Here is a 14808-nt window from a genome sequence, read left to right as displayed (position 1 = left end):
AGAAGTGCTTGAAATTATTGATATTTTATAAACCCCCTACCCGCCAAGTATCCAATTTATATACATATTTTGACGGCAGTTTTCATTTTGAGAAAAATCAGAATGATTTTTTCGCTTTTCGCCAATCGCAGTTCGCGATTAGCGATCCGCTATAAAAGCACTTTAATATGGGGAATCTTTTTGAATGCTGCATCGGTAGTATAAATATGCGTAATGTTATTCGTCTGCATCACCGCTAAATGAATGGCATCGCGCGGGGAAAGTTGCGGCATGGTTTCAAGCAAGTGGTAATAAAGTTTTAAATGTTTTTTCTCTATAGGTAAAATTTCATCAAAAAGCATTTCATAATCATCTAAAATTTGCCTCGCTAATTTCCATTTTTTTAAACTCCAATATCTATAGGCAATTTCCTGAAAAACTTCGGTATTGGTAACAGCATAAATACTGCGATCAAAAATTTTTTTGATAATCTCCTGACACGATTTTTTAAGAGGATGCTCGCCACCCACTGCATACATCAGAATATTGGTGTCTATAAAACAAGGTTCATTCATAACGTTTTAACAAACTCTCTTTTGTAGTTTCCCAATCTTCAGCTGGCAACCCACTTACATTCATCAAGCGGGTAAAAGCCTTCTCGCGCTCAGTAGTATCGCTGCCACCATATACTTTGTGGATCGCTTCCCGAATAAGCTGGGCCACCGACTTTTTGGTGATTTTAGCCTGCTTTTTAAGGACCTGCAGTGAACTGGTTGGCAGCAGTAAGTGCATGTTTTGATTCTGCTTCATACTATACATGTACTATACATGTATCACCTAAGTCAACCTCAGTTAAAATACTAATAATACCAAGCGCTTATTTCCCTTTTCTATAAACAATTTTAAGCACTTCCTTTTTATCCGCACCTAAAGCAACACTCATATCAATATCGGCCTGAGCCTTTTCAGCTTCTTCCATCCCATGATAAATTGAAGCTCTTACCATGTAGTACTCTTTTGTGTTGGATGCCAACTGAACAGCTTTGTTTAAATCTGCTAAAGCTTTTTGATACTGCCCTTCACGTTCAAAACTAACACCTCGCATGTAATACATGATGGCATCCTTAGGTGCGTAAGATAATAAATAACTATATTGCTCCCTCGCTTTTTCTTCTTGATGTAAATTTTGCAACATCATCCCGTACAACATATAAAACATAGGTTCGTCTGGATTTTTCTCAATCATTTTTTCGGCGTATTGAATCCCCTCTTTCCATTTCTTACCGTTTAAAAAAGCAGCCAACCGATATGTTATGATGGAGATGTCGCCAGGAAATTGAGTAAGACTTTTGTTAGTCTCCTTTAAGGCCAGATTCTCTTTACCCATAGCAACAAGAGCGCATGCCTGGGCACGCCGTAACCGTGGCACAAAGGGATTAGCAGCAACGGCTTTTCCCAAAAGACTATACGCTTTTTTGTATTCATTTTTTTTAAACAGCTTGTCAGCCTTGTCCATCACCTCATACAAAGATTCCGAATATACTTTATCATTTCTATCAAACTCACATTCGGTTTCAAAAACCAGTTGCTGAGCTGCTAAAACATGCTGGGGTATTCCTAAAAGAATAAGCAATATTAAAACTACCAAGTACCTTTCCATTGCAAACCACCCTTTCTATTTCCTACCGTAGGCAAAACAGGGCTGTTCGCAATTTTTTCCAACAAACCCTTCTCCTCCTTAACACCCGTAAGCTTATCCGCATCCACACGTTTCCCATTGGGCGCTTTAAAATTGATCACCACATCTTGGGTGGTATTATTTTTAACTTCAACATTATTTTTGTTAAGGCCCACACCCTGCAGCGAAAGACTATTACGAAATTGCCAGCTGCTAAAAAAGTATTGTTTATCGTTATGGTTAACAGTCACGCCGTTATCATGTGCAAATAAACTTACTTTATCGCCGGGCTTAACATTAAGCAGAGTTACTCCATCGGGCCCGTTGGAAAACGGAATGTTGAAACCCACTTTATTAGGGTCACTATTTTGAATGTTGTTTACTGTTGTCATCTGTATCTCCTTTTAAAAATGAACATAACAAACAGTATTACAAACACCATGCCACCGGCCGCGTTATAAAATAACCATATTTATTAATGATTTATAAAAACAGGAGTTGAAGGAGAGTCTCATAGATAGTCTCACACAGTCTCAAAATAGGACTGGTGTGAGACTATTAAGGATTATGAATAACTCTAATTGGTTTTACTAAAACCATACTTTGACGGATTTTCAATAAAAACAGATTGAGTGTTTTGCCCCAGCATCCAATCAAGAAGTAGTTTGGGAAATCTTACGTTGTTAATAGCGCCATAGTAAAATGGGTTGGTGTGTAAACCCACATGAAAATTGTCGTCGTACAAAAATATAGCATCTTGAGGAAGACGTTCGGCTACATAAGTTTTAATTTTATCGTGTGCAAACTGGTAAACGGCATTGGGATATTGGCCCTGCATATCATCGGTCAAACCCTTTAGATTGAGAATATAATGATCACGAAGTGATCCAAAAAATAAAAGTGGAGTACTAAAAGTTTGGCGCAAATACAACGTTTTAAAGCAAACCATTAAGGGTAATTTATCTTCTAAAGCTTTGTTGGCGCAGGGCAAATAAAGTTTTTTGTTAACAGCCAGCTGCCAGGCTGCACTGCTACCGTACCCAATTAAATGCCCCTCTTCATCTACAACAGCATCACCTTCAGGCTCCTGAGCAAAAGTCCCGCGGATAATATCGTTCATCTTTAATGTATACGGTAAATACTCTAAATCATCATACTGCGTATCGCTACGCATGCTGGCATATTCTTGAACATTACTGTAAGTTTCTATTTCGGGTCCGTACGAATCGATAAGGCCAAATAAATTTACACTTTCTGGCAAGCGATCGCTTAAAAAAGGCACATAGGCATAAGCACCTGTTCCTCCCGCCGAAAACCCAGATAAAATAATTGTAGAAGCGGCATCTAAATCGGGTAAATTTTGAAAACGTTGCGATTGCAAATCGTTAAAAATAGCGTCTAAAATATCATGACCATGAAACGCCACTCCGGGCACCGGTGAATCCTTGGCATCCACCGAACCCGTAAAGTAATCGGAGGTACAATAAGGCACATAAACCAAATTAACACGGCCCAATATATTGTTGTCGCTTGGATCAAAAATACCGTCTGACTTGTCTAATACATCGGGGGTGTTTTTATTGGTCATTAAATTGGGTTTTTCTAAAACACGATCTTTACATTCTTGCAGCGAATTACATCCCCCGCCACCTTCCAAAATAAAAAGCCATCTGTCGGCAAGCTGTCCTTTACGCACATAAAAAACACCAGCAGAGCCATCGTTACACACAGCATTGCGTTCTACCGCATCTGGAATTTCAACTTTAACAGCCCGCAAGGCATTTAAATGCGTAATGGGGATTTGTTCCAATAACTCAACATTAGTTCGCCCGCGTTCAAGGGTATAGGTAAAAGGAGTATCACTAAAATCAGATTCGCTTAAAGCTTCACCACTATCGGGTCCATCATCAGACTTTTGAGGAGGGTCTTGGGTTTTATCAGCTTGCACAGTATCACTTGTTGCACCACCGCAGGCCGACAGCCACATTAAAATAATAAAAATAAATATGCGCATCATACAAAACCTCAATTGTCAAAATAAGTGCAGGTTTTGTGCCAAGAAATAAAAAAAATACCGTTGAAATAAATAAGGATTTTTAAAGAAAAACAAAAAAAGGCGTCATCTTTTTAATAATTATCATTATGAAAAATATGCGTCATAAATGTGGCCTTAAATGAGAGCCTAAGCTACTTTAGGCCCGGATGCACAATACGCCCCGCGGCGCAGTTGATAGCCCCTTTTAATTCTGGCTTTTTCTCGATGGCTTTTTCTAAGCCCTGGCTGGAAATAAGTTCAATATACGGAAAAGTGGCCGTGCTTAAGGCCTGCGTGGCGGTTACCGGAACCGAGCCTGGCATGTTGGCAACACCATAATGCAAAATTCCAAATTTATTGATGATGGGTTTTTCGTGCGTGGTTACTTGGGAGGTTTCTATGCAGCCCCCCTGATCTACCGCTACATCCACAACCACCGAACCCTTTTTCATTTTTTGTACTAATTTTTTATTCACTAATTTGGGAGCTTTAGCCCCCGGCACCAATACAGCCCCTACTAGTAAATCGGCTTGGGGAACATACAACACAATATTTTCGGGAGTAGCCGGATACACATATAACGCTTCGTATTGCTTTTTTAGAAACTCACATTTGGCGGGATTGGCTTCTAATACAATAGTGTTTGCACCCATCCCCATGGCAATTTTGGCGGCCGATAAACCCACTACTCCCCCTCCTAAAATAACAACCGTAGCCGGCCCTACCTCTTGGGTACCTCCCAACAATACGCCACTACCGCCTTCGGTTATTTTTAAAAAGTGTGCTCCATTTTGCGTAGCCAATTTACCGGCAATTTCACTCATGGGTTTTAATAACGGAAGGCTTCCATCTGGCATTTGCAGGGTTTCGTAGCCCAAAGCGGTAATTTTCTTTTTTAAAATAAGTTTCGTTAAATGTGGAAAAGCCGCCAAATGCAAATAACAAAATAAAATTTGCCCCTCTCGCATAAAACCAAGCTCGGCTGGCGTGGGTTCCTTTACTTTTATTACCAAGTGAGATTGTTTGATGAGTTTTGAAACAGAAGATTCAATTTTTGCTCCGGCTTTTTTATAAAGCGCATCCGTATATCCAATAGCCGTACCCGCTCCCTTTTGAATTCTTACAACATGACCGGCCTGCGTTAACATTCCCACCTGATCGGGAACAAGGGCCACGCGAAACTCGTTTTTTTTACTTTCTTTAAGAAGAGCTATGTTCATTGTTGTGCTCCAAATATAAGAGCGTGCCGCCAATTACAAATATGGGAGCAAAAAGCAGATTAAAAAGAGGAATCATCACCCACACACCAAGCCCCATCACACGGGCTTTGTGCCCGGCAGCAAACTTGATCTGAGAGCTAAACGGGATAAGCTTGCGCGACATAGTATAGCTGACGTAGTTAAAGCCCAAACTCCAGGCGGCAAACATGTTGGATAATAGGGTGTAAATAATAGATCCCAAAACCGGAATTAAATTTAACAACAACATCACAAGCGGTACACTTACAAATAAGATCAATTTTTTAAGTTCAAGTATAATAATTTTAGGAATATCACGCATAAGGCGCGCCACACTAAAAGGGGGATCCCCGGCGCCGGTTAATTGAATTTCTACTGCTTCCGAAATTAAATCGTAAAACGGGCCGTTGATGATTTGCGAAAAAAACAAAAGCCCTACGACCAACACTACCAAAATAAAAAGCCCTAATAAAACGTGGATAATGCTTTTTACAAACCACAAAAAAGCCCCCACCAAATGCGTCCACCAGGCCGTACTTTCTACCTTAAGGCCTCCTAACTTGGAGGAAATTGAATCAAACAGCGGCGTGTAATAATGAAAAAGGATAAAACCCAACAAAAAGAAAAGTGCTAAGTTAATAAGTGTGGGGGGAATAATAAATTTAAAAAGAGAACGGTTTTTAAGGAGATAACTGCCTCCCTTTTTAAAATAAGCCAATCCTGAAAAAAAATTGGTAATCACCGGTAAATAATACCTTTATTGGGGGCTTTCGTCATTTTAAAAATAAATTTTAATGAAGATCCACAGGTTCGGGCTGATAACCCAGGCGGGCTTGAACAATAAAATCTAGAGCCTGACGACGTTGTTCTAAAAGGAGCTGTAGTTCATCAAGATTGGTACTTAAGCGCTTAATTTGAGCATCCAGATCAGCACTCACATGGGAATCTCTTCGTTCGTTAACTTCTAGTGAACGTATAAGAGCTTCTTGACTCTCTATATAATCATCCACCGGCTTTCCTTGTGTGAGATTGTTAATTTTATCCTCAATATCATCTAATTTTTGCGTCATGTATACCAAGGGATCATACCCTTGCTCGGCAGCGTCACGCAAAACAGCTAAAATATACTGCCGGCGCACATAATTAAAAGCAATATAGGCCAGATGTTCTATTGGATTACCTGACTCGTAAGTTAAATAGAATTCACGCGCAAGCTCCACAAAACTGGATTGATGCTTGGTATCCCAGCCTTGTAAAAAAGCCTGAACAATTTTATCCATAACTTCTTTAAAAGGATTATTCTTAGAGCCTGAGGCATGTAAATACGAATTTACAAATAGTTTTTCAATTTTATGATCAGTAAAAATTGCATCTGCCAAGTTAGATACTAACCACCATAATACATTTTTTAAATCATTTCTTTCGGCAACGTATCTAAATTTATGTTTGTGAGGATGAACATCTGTTTTTTCGGATAAAAGATCTACCAAATACTCGACCGTATCTCCCGAATAGCGACGAGCCAATTTTCTAAACAAATAATGATACTCATGCGGCGCTCTATCGGGAGGGTTGTCTATCCTATGGGTTATCCGATTAAAACCATCTGCATCTATATAACGTCCAAAATGGCTCTCAAATTTATAAGGCCAAAAAAGTCCATGTTCATCCGCTGAAGGCAGGGGCACGCGCTCCGGGCTACGTGCTAAAGGTGTATTCTGTGCAACCATTGGTTCGTTATTTAACGTGGTAAAATCCCCCCCTGATTCCATCGGCAAATGTTCGCCTAACACTTTTGTTAAAATGGTATCCAAAACCTGAGGATTTTTTTCAAGACTTGTCAAAGCCAACATTAATTCGCTCTCGCTCTCTACATGATACACTTGCATCAATTGCGTATACACAAATGCCTTCGGCATTCTTAAATCGCCAAATGTAGTAAAAGCAGCCTTACGTACGTCATCCCACGCTGACCCCAATTTTATGATGTCAGGGCCAAAAAAATAGGTGATTAAATCCATTCTATAATAAGCAAAAGTTGATCCCTTTATTTCTTGTAGAAAAAATAAGATAAGCTCACGACGCTTGGTATCTTTCTGGTCATCACTACTTAAAAAAGGATAGGCCGCCATAAAATCTTGCGGTTTTAGCCCGTAAAATTCCCAACTCCAAGCTTTACGCGCAATATCGGCCTTAATAGCCTGCTTAGCGGCCCTTAATCCTTCAAAAATAAATGGGCCAAAATGTTCCCAATTTTGCCAGCACTGAAAAACAGCCGAATTAAGCCTTAATGAATCAGCAATCTGATAATCCCCACTCTCATCTATAACCAACGCTCGCAGTTCTGTTGAGTGACTATAAACAAACTCATCAAAGTTATCTAAAGGCTTATTATCAAAAACATGGTCTAGTACTTCCTTTTTTTCGGCTTCACCTAAGCCATTCCACCAATCTGTTAACGGATTATCGCCTTGCCTTTGTCCTTTATAAACTTCTTGATAGTAACGTGCAATTTGAAGAGCTATATAGTTTTTAGATAAAACTTCATCTTCCGTATCCCAACTTTTAACTAACAAATTCTCTTCCTCAGCACCCGCCGATGCCAATTCATTTTCATACGTGTTCCTACGTTGACGAGACACTTCTAAAAAAGCTGCAGTTTCACTAGATCTGTAAACAAAATAATCAGCCTGGCACCAACCCAACCAATTTTTAAAAACAATAAAATTTACTTCGGGCCAAAAGCGACGAATAAATTGATTTAATTCAGTATCAAGAGCTTGCAAAACATCTCTCAAACGCTGTGGATTAATGGGAGCTTCTTTAAAATCGTATTCTAAAATAGCCTTTCTTTTTTCACGCGGCAAATCATACATCCAATCTATTATTGATACCGCATCCATTGAAGGGTTATCTTTTGATTCTACTTCTAAAAAGTACCGCACCAATTGAAAAACAGAAAAGTTTTTGCCCAAAAGTCGGTCTTTGGTATCCCACATTCTTTGAAGAGTATGGTCGGTAAAAGCCGATAATAACAAATCTTTCTTTTTAGGATTTCTTTCTACGCCACGGCCTATATCGTTAGCCCGGTCATCACTTTGAGCTGTACGTAACCATTCATTACTACCATAAAGTCGGCCCAACGCTTTTTTGGCCTCACCCATTTTGTAATACTCTACATACGCCTGGCTTTCGGTACTTACAGGTTCATCTGAGCGATCGCGTGTGATAAAAGATGCTAAAACACTCTCTATATAAAGCGGATTATGGTAAGCCAAAATAGCACTAAAGGCTTTTTCCATAATTTGATGGTTATAATCCATGAGCCAATAGGTAAGCATACCATCAATTCCATAGTCAGCTTCGCCTACTTCTTCTAACACAGGCTCAACTTTAACCTCATTATTATCACCATTATTTTCTGCAGTCTGTTCTGTTACATCAATAGCATGCCTTACATCCCTATCGTATTGAGCCGGCTTTAATATTTTTTTAATTTCATCTTCGGTGATTGATTGATAGGTACTTAAAAATGTAATAAGCCTCATTATATCATTATCAGAAAACTTATTTCTTTCCGACAATGTACCCAAGGCCTCTAGCGCCATAAGACGAAAAGCAGGATGAGTAATTATTTTGGGACCTCCGGGGGTCTGATTTTGAAGCGCTTCAAAAAGAATATTTTTAACTAGTTCTAGTCCAATGTCGTGTAGTTCAAAATCACCATCGGTATAACACAAAGCACTTGCTACCAATAAACGATAGGGGAAAGGATAAGCATTACTATTTTGAATATCTAACAAATAATGTTCTAAGGGGTTTTTGCCATTTCCTTTAATGGCACTGGCAAAAGCATGGGCCGTTTTAATGGGTAACGTTGGATGATCGAGGACCATATTCCATTCTTCGGCCGTTAGTACTTCAAAAGCCCTAAATAAATCGCCGCCCCAACCTTTTTCGGCCATAATCAGCAGTTCAATAAAAAGATTTTGCAAGCGATGCGGATCGGGGGCGGGCTTATTAGCTTCGTTCACAAATTGTTCAATCACAAAATCTTTAGCGGGTTCATTAGCAGCTTTAAGCTTTTCTTTATTTTCGGGAGCTACTGTAAACAAATTGGGAAGCGCTTTTACAATTTTAGCTGTATCGGAAATTGAAAACTTGGTTGCATCATCCAAAAACAATAACTGCACTAATGGAATATTGGAGTAATTATCAATACCCAGATCAGTAATTTGGCCATCATACTGCCAAACAGGCGACATTTGGCCACTCTCGCCGGTTTGCGGATTTATATATGCGCAGTAATCGTGATGAGCGTACTCAATGAGTCCGTCTCCATCGTCTACCACTACAAAATCGTTACCATAATACGGATTATTTTTATCGGTAATGGGCGTGCGATAAACTTCATAACCTTCTTCAAAAAATTTAGAAACAAGTCGCCTCAGCGTAGGATTTAATTTTTGTTTGTTTTTATAAAACTCGAAGTCGGTAATATAAGAATCTTCCGACGCATCTGGGAATGATACCCAATCCATACCAGGATCGTTTTCAACATTAAGTTTGAGCAATTCTTGGCGAATAGCTTCCGGCTGGGGCTCGGCAGAGTCCTCATGGCGTAGCCACGGGATTAAATCATCAATTTTAAAGCTTCGTGCCATACATTACCTCAATCAGTTGATTTAGTTGAAATTTCAGAGTCAATGATTGAAGAATCTAAAAGACGACTAAAAGACAAAAATTCCACCTTGAGGTTTCATAAGATGTCCGCTGTAGATTTTGAAGCTAATCCAGATAGTTTTGATGCTGTACTCTCAAACTTAGTCATTCATAATATACGATATGAAGACAAATCACGACTAATAAACAATATTTATAAGTGGCTTAAAAAAGGTGGAATTTTTGTCTGGACTGATCTTGTGAGCTTTTCTGATACCGCCGAACTCGAAAGATGCTTTACCGAACGTAAAGAAATAGCACTAGCAATGGGGGCGACGGAAGATTTCGCAGAAGAGAATTTCAAAAAAGAACGTGAAAAAGATCACATGATTACTGCCGAACAGATGACTGAACTGTTAAAACAAGCTGGCTTCCAGGATTTTAAAATTCTCTGGACTAAACACAACGAAGTAGTTATTCATGCGACGAAATAAATTTTAAAACATCAGCTAACAGCGTGCATGCGGTTCCGTTCGTCGTCGTACCCTCCTTCTCACTGCACCCATATTTGCTGGCTGTACTGCTTCGCGATATTATACAGCCAGCAAACATCGCATACACGCGAACGTTAGCTGTGATATTATGACGACACTCACGACACGAAAAGAAATCGTAAAGAAGAAGAGAATTATAGGCTCTGAACTGACTAAAATGCAGAAAGCATTTTACGATGAAGAAATGCTACAATATTACAAGGACGACAATGAGGAGCATTTGTATTGGGAACAATTTGACTGCATAAAGAATGAAGAAAAAGACTATCCGACTTTTAATAAAATTATCGGTTTAGACCATTCAGACATTGACACTTTTACAAATAAGTTAACCGAAAAGCTGACTGAGCTATTTAAGACAGTAAATGTGAACGAATTCATAATAATTTCTCACCTAAAACTTGACTTCTTTGGAAACAGAGACAATAATTATAAACCATTAAAGAACGCATACAAGACACTTGAAAAAATTGTTGGAGATAAAACTTTTAATGAAGCGTTTGAAATAAACATTGACAGTTTGAAAGACTTTATTGAAATTCTATTTTGGACAACACGTTGCGACCCAAGTGTAGCGGAATATATTTTCGTATTTGACAAAGACGAACAAATTCAGTTTAATATATGTAAATACGGAAACCTACATTTGACGGAATACAATAAGGAACAACTAACTGACGACAAATTAAATGAACTCGGTTGGACAATTATTGAAGGACAGGAATATGACAACTTTACTGAAAGCGGTAAAATTGAGGGACGAATTATAGACTGACCCCTCAGTTCACATAAATGACGCACTGCGCTAGCAACTACTTGATTTTACAAAGGATTTATCGGCAGATTGTAGGGAATGTTGCGTCAAAAGCGCAAGCTAAATCGTAAAAAATGGATAAATATTTAGCCTTAAAAATCTCCAAGTGATATTCATCACTTATAAGGGCATTGGGTTACCAGTAAAAAATTTAAGCAACAAAAAAACAATTTCACCGATAACTAAACTGAAAGCTATTAGTCTGGGCAAGATTAAAAGCACATTGAAATATTAACGTTACAGGGCGGTTTAAAAACCAACTTTGTATTGATTCCACTTGGGAAGGGAGTTTTTATGGGCAACGTTTCAGCAACCAAAACACTTAATCACGAACCTAAAGAAGTTCATATTGGGCCAGCATTTGCGCGTCGCATTGAACGTATTTTAAACGATGATAATAAATCGCCAATTACGTACGGTAAAGCCGCCGTAGGAGTCCAAACCGGCTCAACATATATTGATGTGGCTGAAAATCCCAAAATTGAAATGGAAAACGGCAAAATTCGCATTGAACTAGCCGATGGCCGCATGCTTCGGCTATCTCCCCATCAAATTCTTAAATTTGATAGAGCAACCGAGGTAGCTGTTTTTGGACACCAAGATTTTGATAGCGCCCGCTATAAACGCTTTGCTCGTGTGATTGACCGTAAAATTAATCCTCCAACTCCTGAAGAGGTCCGCGAAAAAATTGCTGACGATTTTCGTCAATTTGCTCTGGGGGCCCTTCTTGTTTTTTGGGGCTTTTAATTATGGGAAAAATTAATGCTACCCCCCCTGTTCATCCAGGGCATCATCATACCAAACAAAAATATAACCCGCTTGCTCTCAAATCTCCTTTAGGTGATGTTGATACTAACCATCAGGGTTCTATTGGTTTTACAGCTGGAGGCTTACTTGATGGCGATAACAAAACACCCAACTATCGTTTTTTTGGCGACTACGCCGCAACTTTTGGTGACATGATGAATTTTACCGTTGGCGCTGTTGCCGTTGTAGATGGCGGCATTACTGGCAAAAAGGACACAGGTTTAGATGGTTATGCAGGACAATCGGTGGGCTTGCGCTTAGCTGCAGCCCCTACATTAATTCCCGGTGGAATTGCCGACTTTACAATAGGTGCACGTGAAAATTTTGTAGATGGTGATGTTCATCCTCAAATAACAGTTGGGGCAAACGGGAGTTTATTGGTGGGACCTTTAACAATGAATATTTTGGGACTAGATGCCGGGGTTAAAGCTTTAATTGATCCTCAATCGGGACATACCAATTTTGAACTTACAGCCGGTGTTAGAGCCTTTTTCCGTTAATCAATTTTAAAAACTCGAGAGAAAATTTTTTCGGGCATCTTTTGGGTTTTAGGATCACAAAACTCTGCTTCAATTTCATACTCCCCATTTTTAAGATCATCTGCAAGCTGAAGCGTTATGCCGTGGGCCTCCGTACGATTTTGGATAACAACACAGTCACCAGAACTTACGCTTTTATAAAGCGGTTCTATTTTTTCTTTTTTCCCACCTCGAAGCAAACTCATTTGCCTCTTAACCCCAAATGGGAAATCGCTTACTCCGGTAAAGGTCAATTTGACATTCTCACCAGACTGATACACGTCATAATCCACATTCAAATAGATATTCCTATTTTCAGGTGGCGATTTATCTTTTGGCAGTGCCGTAGCGGCATCCCAAAAGCGGGGTTTGCCGCTATCTACATGAAGCTCGCCCGATCCATAAAAGCCCACACCCCCATATTTAAACTCGCGCAATTCTTCCCATATTTTTTGAGAGGTTTTTCTATCAATCCCAAGATCTGCTGCCATGGCTTCAATGTGATAACTGGTTTGGCCGGCAAGCTTTCCTTTTTTACGCAAATTTTCATTATGGGTGGGGCTACGGTATCCCGAATCAATCACCAAGGGAGCCCCTTTTAAATACTTATCCTGCACATAATCCAAAAGGCTGATAAGCCGCGGAGCCACGTTAAACGGCGCCGGCACGTTCCAAACCTTATTAAAAGCTGCTTGGGCCTGGGGTGACAAACGTCCGGTGGCATCACGATAGTTTAGGCTTGCCGAAGCACCCGAATGGCTGTTTTTAACCGTAAGATTACCATCTCCGGTATATAAAAAACGCTCGTTAGCGTGCACTAAACAGGGGATAAAAACCGCTATAAATAAGGCAATTGTTCTTCTTGAAAGCTTCATCTTAATTTGCCATAACCCATTGGTAGGGAAACGAAAGGATTTTTTATGAGTGAACTGATTAATTTTATAAACAAAAAGGCCTCGCAGGACGAAGTATCGCGTTACTGTGATTGGTTATCGAGCGAATCGCGACTTTCCGAAATTTATGCGTTGCCTGCCAAAATGCAGGAAGGATTATTTAGCATTGCCAGAGGTAATATTAAATTAACCGATATGATTCCTGCTTCTACGGCCCCTTATGTACCGGTTGTATTTCATGGTATCAATTCCATGCCTGCTTTTCGTAAATTTCAAAAAGTATTATGCCGCACCGAAGATAGCACTACTTTGATTGGCTATAATAAACAGGCTATGGAATGGTTTACCGGCCCTGGCTATTTTATTGTAACCGAAAATTCCGATCGTGCCGGCAATGAGCTCCATTTTGACTATAACCAAAACATTAAAAAATGGCCAAACGGATGGCCTGCATACAAAGACAGCAACAAAGGCGTATCTACCTTGGTGTATGGCAAACTGCACGATTATGTGCGTCAGGTTTCTAGCCATATTTTTATTGGCGAAGCCATGAAACAGGGCAAAAAAGTAGGCTATTTTATTTTATGCCGAGAAGAAATGGTGCGCGGCGAAACAAAAGCGGCTTAAGCTTTTTTGTAGACGAAAGCTTCAAATCAGAATAAACATCCCCCTTTAAAATTTGGGAAGGTGGCCGCCCCTTTTGTCGGTTATATTTTTGAAGGACAGGTACGGCACCCAGCTATTTTAGTTTTTGCATTACGGAGAGGTGGCCGACCTGAGCGTAGCGATGGCCCCCGAAGCGAAGCGTAGTGGGGGTGGGAACCCGAGGCCCATCCAAAATTTTTTGTAATAACGGAGAGGTGGCCGACCTGAGCGTAGCGATGGCCCCCGAAGCGAAGCGTAGTGGGGGTGGGAACCCGAGGCCCATCCAAAATTTTTTGTAATAACGGAGAGGTGGCCGAGTGGTCGAAGGCGCTTGACTCGAAATCAAGTGTACGGGCAACTGTACCGTGGGTTCGAATCCCACCCTCTCCGCAGTATTGTAAATGGTCGGGGTTTTTAAAAAAATTTGCGGCTTGCGCCGCCCCCCGACCATTTAAGATTTTGTAAGAAAAAGGGCTAAAACTCTTTGAATTAAAAGAATTCCCGCCCAAAATATCCCAGTTCTTTTTGTATTCGAAAGAAAGATTTCGATCCCCCACATGAAAGTTCGAGCCTATTTTTTTTAAGAATTCCTTTTGCGATTCCAAATCACCGTTTTCTGCCAGCTTTCCCGCACTGTGAGCGGCTTCGACGAAGGCGCTCACAGGTTGGAGCCAGTCAACGCCCTCTCGATTCAATTTGCCTAACTCCTCCTTATAAGCCACTTTAGAATCCAACAAAGCCTCTTTTTTAACTTTATATTCAGTTTGGTCAATTAAACCCTCTAAATGGGTGTCTAAAAGGCGATCAAGCTTAGCTTGTACGTCTTTTAGGCCAGACTCAATTTTGCTTTTACGGGTAGCCGTATCCTGATTAAAAATAGCTTTATCACGCTTTATATAAGTCTTGATGGGGTGATAATAGTCATTTGGTAATGCTACTGTTTGGAGTGCATGCCGCATTTGACTGGCAAGAATTTCTTCCCTTA

At 40.0% G+C, this 14808-nt stretch carries 14 protein-coding genes and 1 tRNA gene; 6 read left to right on the top strand and 9 right to left on the bottom strand.

The features are described from left to right. Positions 1–149: 149 nt before the first annotated feature. The 8 genes from K1X76_07670 to K1X76_07635 all read right to left on the bottom strand — a co-directional run bounded on the left by K1X76_07670 (position 150) and on the right by K1X76_07635 (position 9594). On the bottom strand, positions 150–554 hold the full coding sequence (locus K1X76_07670) for a type II toxin-antitoxin system VapC family toxin (GenBank protein MBX7148949.1): 405 nt from the start codon (positions 552–554) through the stop codon (positions 150–152). Continuing rightward, positions 547–789 (bottom strand): hypothetical protein, encoded by a 243-nt coding sequence (locus K1X76_07665; protein ID MBX7148948.1) that lies wholly within the window; start codon positions 787–789, stop codon positions 547–549. Before K1X76_07665 ends, K1X76_07670 begins: the two co-directional genes overlap by 8 nt. 67 nt (positions 790–856) lie before the next feature. Further along, positions 857–1639 (bottom strand): tetratricopeptide repeat protein, encoded by a 783-nt coding sequence (locus K1X76_07660; GenBank protein MBX7148947.1) that lies wholly within the window; start codon positions 1637–1639, stop codon positions 857–859. Continuing rightward, entirely contained in the window at positions 1621–2049 is a 429-nt protein-coding gene (locus tag K1X76_07655) for a hypothetical protein (GenBank protein ID MBX7148946.1), read from the bottom strand. Before K1X76_07655 ends, K1X76_07660 begins: the two co-directional genes overlap by 19 nt. 185 nt (positions 2050–2234) lie before the next feature. Continuing rightward, positions 2235–3674, bottom strand: a complete 1440-nt coding sequence (locus K1X76_07650; protein ID MBX7148945.1) for a pectinacetylesterase family protein — start codon at positions 3672–3674, stop codon at positions 2235–2237. A 170-nt stretch (positions 3675–3844) separates the two neighbouring features. After that, a complete protein-coding gene (gene ald / locus K1X76_07645; GenBank protein ID MBX7148944.1) occupies positions 3845–4912 on the bottom strand; it encodes an alanine dehydrogenase in 1068 nt (355 codons plus the stop codon). Further along, positions 4893–5672 (bottom strand): EI24 domain-containing protein, encoded by a 780-nt coding sequence (locus K1X76_07640; GenBank protein ID MBX7148943.1) that lies wholly within the window; start codon positions 5670–5672, stop codon positions 4893–4895. Before K1X76_07640 ends, ald begins: the two co-directional genes overlap by 20 nt. 49 nt (positions 5673–5721) lie before the next feature. Beyond that, entirely contained in the window at positions 5722–9594 is a 3873-nt protein-coding gene (locus K1X76_07635; protein ID MBX7148942.1) for a hypothetical protein, read from the bottom strand. A 42-nt stretch (positions 9595–9636) separates the two neighbouring features. Here K1X76_07635 and K1X76_07630 point away from each other — a divergent pair, with 42 nt between their 5' ends. The 4 genes from K1X76_07630 (at position 9637) to K1X76_07615 (ending at position 12267) form a co-directional block, all read left to right on the top strand. Next, positions 9637–10086 (top strand): methyltransferase domain-containing protein, encoded by a 450-nt coding sequence (locus K1X76_07630; GenBank protein MBX7148941.1) that lies wholly within the window; start codon positions 9637–9639, stop codon positions 10084–10086. 148 nt (positions 10087–10234) lie between these two features. Continuing rightward, on the top strand, positions 10235–10921 hold the full coding sequence (locus K1X76_07625; GenBank protein MBX7148940.1) for a hypothetical protein: 687 nt from the start codon (positions 10235–10237) through the stop codon (positions 10919–10921). A gap of 333 nt (positions 10922–11254) precedes the next feature. Continuing rightward, positions 11255–11707 carry a hypothetical protein gene (locus K1X76_07620; protein MBX7148939.1) on the top strand — a complete coding sequence of 151 codons (453 nt, stop codon included), beginning with the start codon at positions 11255–11257 and terminating at the stop codon, positions 11705–11707. A 2-nt stretch (positions 11708–11709) separates the two neighbouring features. Next, positions 11710–12267, top strand: a complete 558-nt coding sequence (locus K1X76_07615) for a hypothetical protein (GenBank protein MBX7148938.1) — start codon at positions 11710–11712, stop codon at positions 12265–12267. Here the strand turns inward: K1X76_07615 and K1X76_07610 are convergent. Then, positions 12264–13160: a DUF882 domain-containing protein gene (locus K1X76_07610; protein ID MBX7148937.1), complete on the bottom strand. Its 897-nt coding sequence runs from the start codon at positions 13158–13160 to the stop codon at positions 12264–12266. The genes K1X76_07615 and K1X76_07610 overlap by 4 nt on opposite strands. 45 nt (positions 13161–13205) lie before the next feature. Between K1X76_07610 and K1X76_07605 the strand changes: the two genes are divergently transcribed. Then, positions 13206–13805, top strand: a complete 600-nt coding sequence (locus K1X76_07605) for a hypothetical protein (GenBank protein ID MBX7148936.1) — start codon at positions 13206–13208, stop codon at positions 13803–13805. A gap of 321 nt (positions 13806–14126) precedes the next feature. Then, positions 14127–14213, top strand: a tRNA-Ser gene (locus tag K1X76_07600). Positions 14214–14808 lie beyond the last annotated feature (595 nt).

Source organism: bacterium, assembly GCA_019695305.1.
Lineage (GTDB): Bacteria > UBA10199 > UBA10199 > UBA10199 > JAIBAG01 > JAIBAG01.
This window is presented reverse-complemented; position numbering and strand designations above follow the sequence as displayed.

What these genes read in the sequence shown, in the direction of transcription:
- K1X76_07670 (MBX7148949.1), bottom strand. Translation starts at nt 554, where the DNA reads ATGAATGAACCTTGTTTTATAGACACCAATATTCTGATGTATGCAGTG.
- K1X76_07665 (MBX7148948.1), bottom strand. Translation starts at nt 789, where the DNA reads ATGAAGCAGAATCAAAACATGCACTTACTGCTGCCAACCAGTTCACTG.
- K1X76_07660 (MBX7148947.1), bottom strand. Translation starts at nt 1,639, where the DNA reads ATGGAAAGGTACTTGGTAGTTTTAATATTGCTTATTCTTTTAGGAATA.
- K1X76_07655 (MBX7148946.1), bottom strand. Translation starts at nt 2,049, where the DNA reads ATGACAACAGTAAACAACATTCAAAATAGTGACCCTAATAAAGTGGGT.
- K1X76_07650 (MBX7148945.1), bottom strand. Translation starts at nt 3,674, where the DNA reads ATGATGCGCATATTTATTTTTATTATTTTAATGTGGCTGTCGGCCTGC.
- ald (MBX7148944.1), bottom strand. Translation starts at nt 4,912, where the DNA reads ATGAACATAGCTCTTCTTAAAGAAAGTAAAAAAAACGAGTTTCGCGTG.
- K1X76_07635 (MBX7148942.1), bottom strand. Translation starts at nt 9,594, where the DNA reads ATGGCACGAAGCTTTAAAATTGATGATTTAATCCCGTGGCTACGCCAT.
- K1X76_07630 (MBX7148941.1), top strand. Translation starts at nt 9,637, where the DNA reads ATGATTGAAGAATCTAAAAGACGACTAAAAGACAAAAATTCCACCTTG.
- K1X76_07625 (MBX7148940.1), top strand. Translation starts at nt 10,235, where the DNA reads ATGACGACACTCACGACACGAAAAGAAATCGTAAAGAAGAAGAGAATT.
- K1X76_07620 (MBX7148939.1), top strand. Translation starts at nt 11,255, where the DNA reads ATGGGCAACGTTTCAGCAACCAAAACACTTAATCACGAACCTAAAGAA.
- K1X76_07615 (MBX7148938.1), top strand. Translation starts at nt 11,710, where the DNA reads ATGGGAAAAATTAATGCTACCCCCCCTGTTCATCCAGGGCATCATCAT.
- K1X76_07610 (MBX7148937.1), bottom strand. Translation starts at nt 13,160, where the DNA reads ATGAAGCTTTCAAGAAGAACAATTGCCTTATTTATAGCGGTTTTTATC.
- K1X76_07605 (MBX7148936.1), top strand. Translation starts at nt 13,206, where the DNA reads ATGAGTGAACTGATTAATTTTATAAACAAAAAGGCCTCGCAGGACGAA.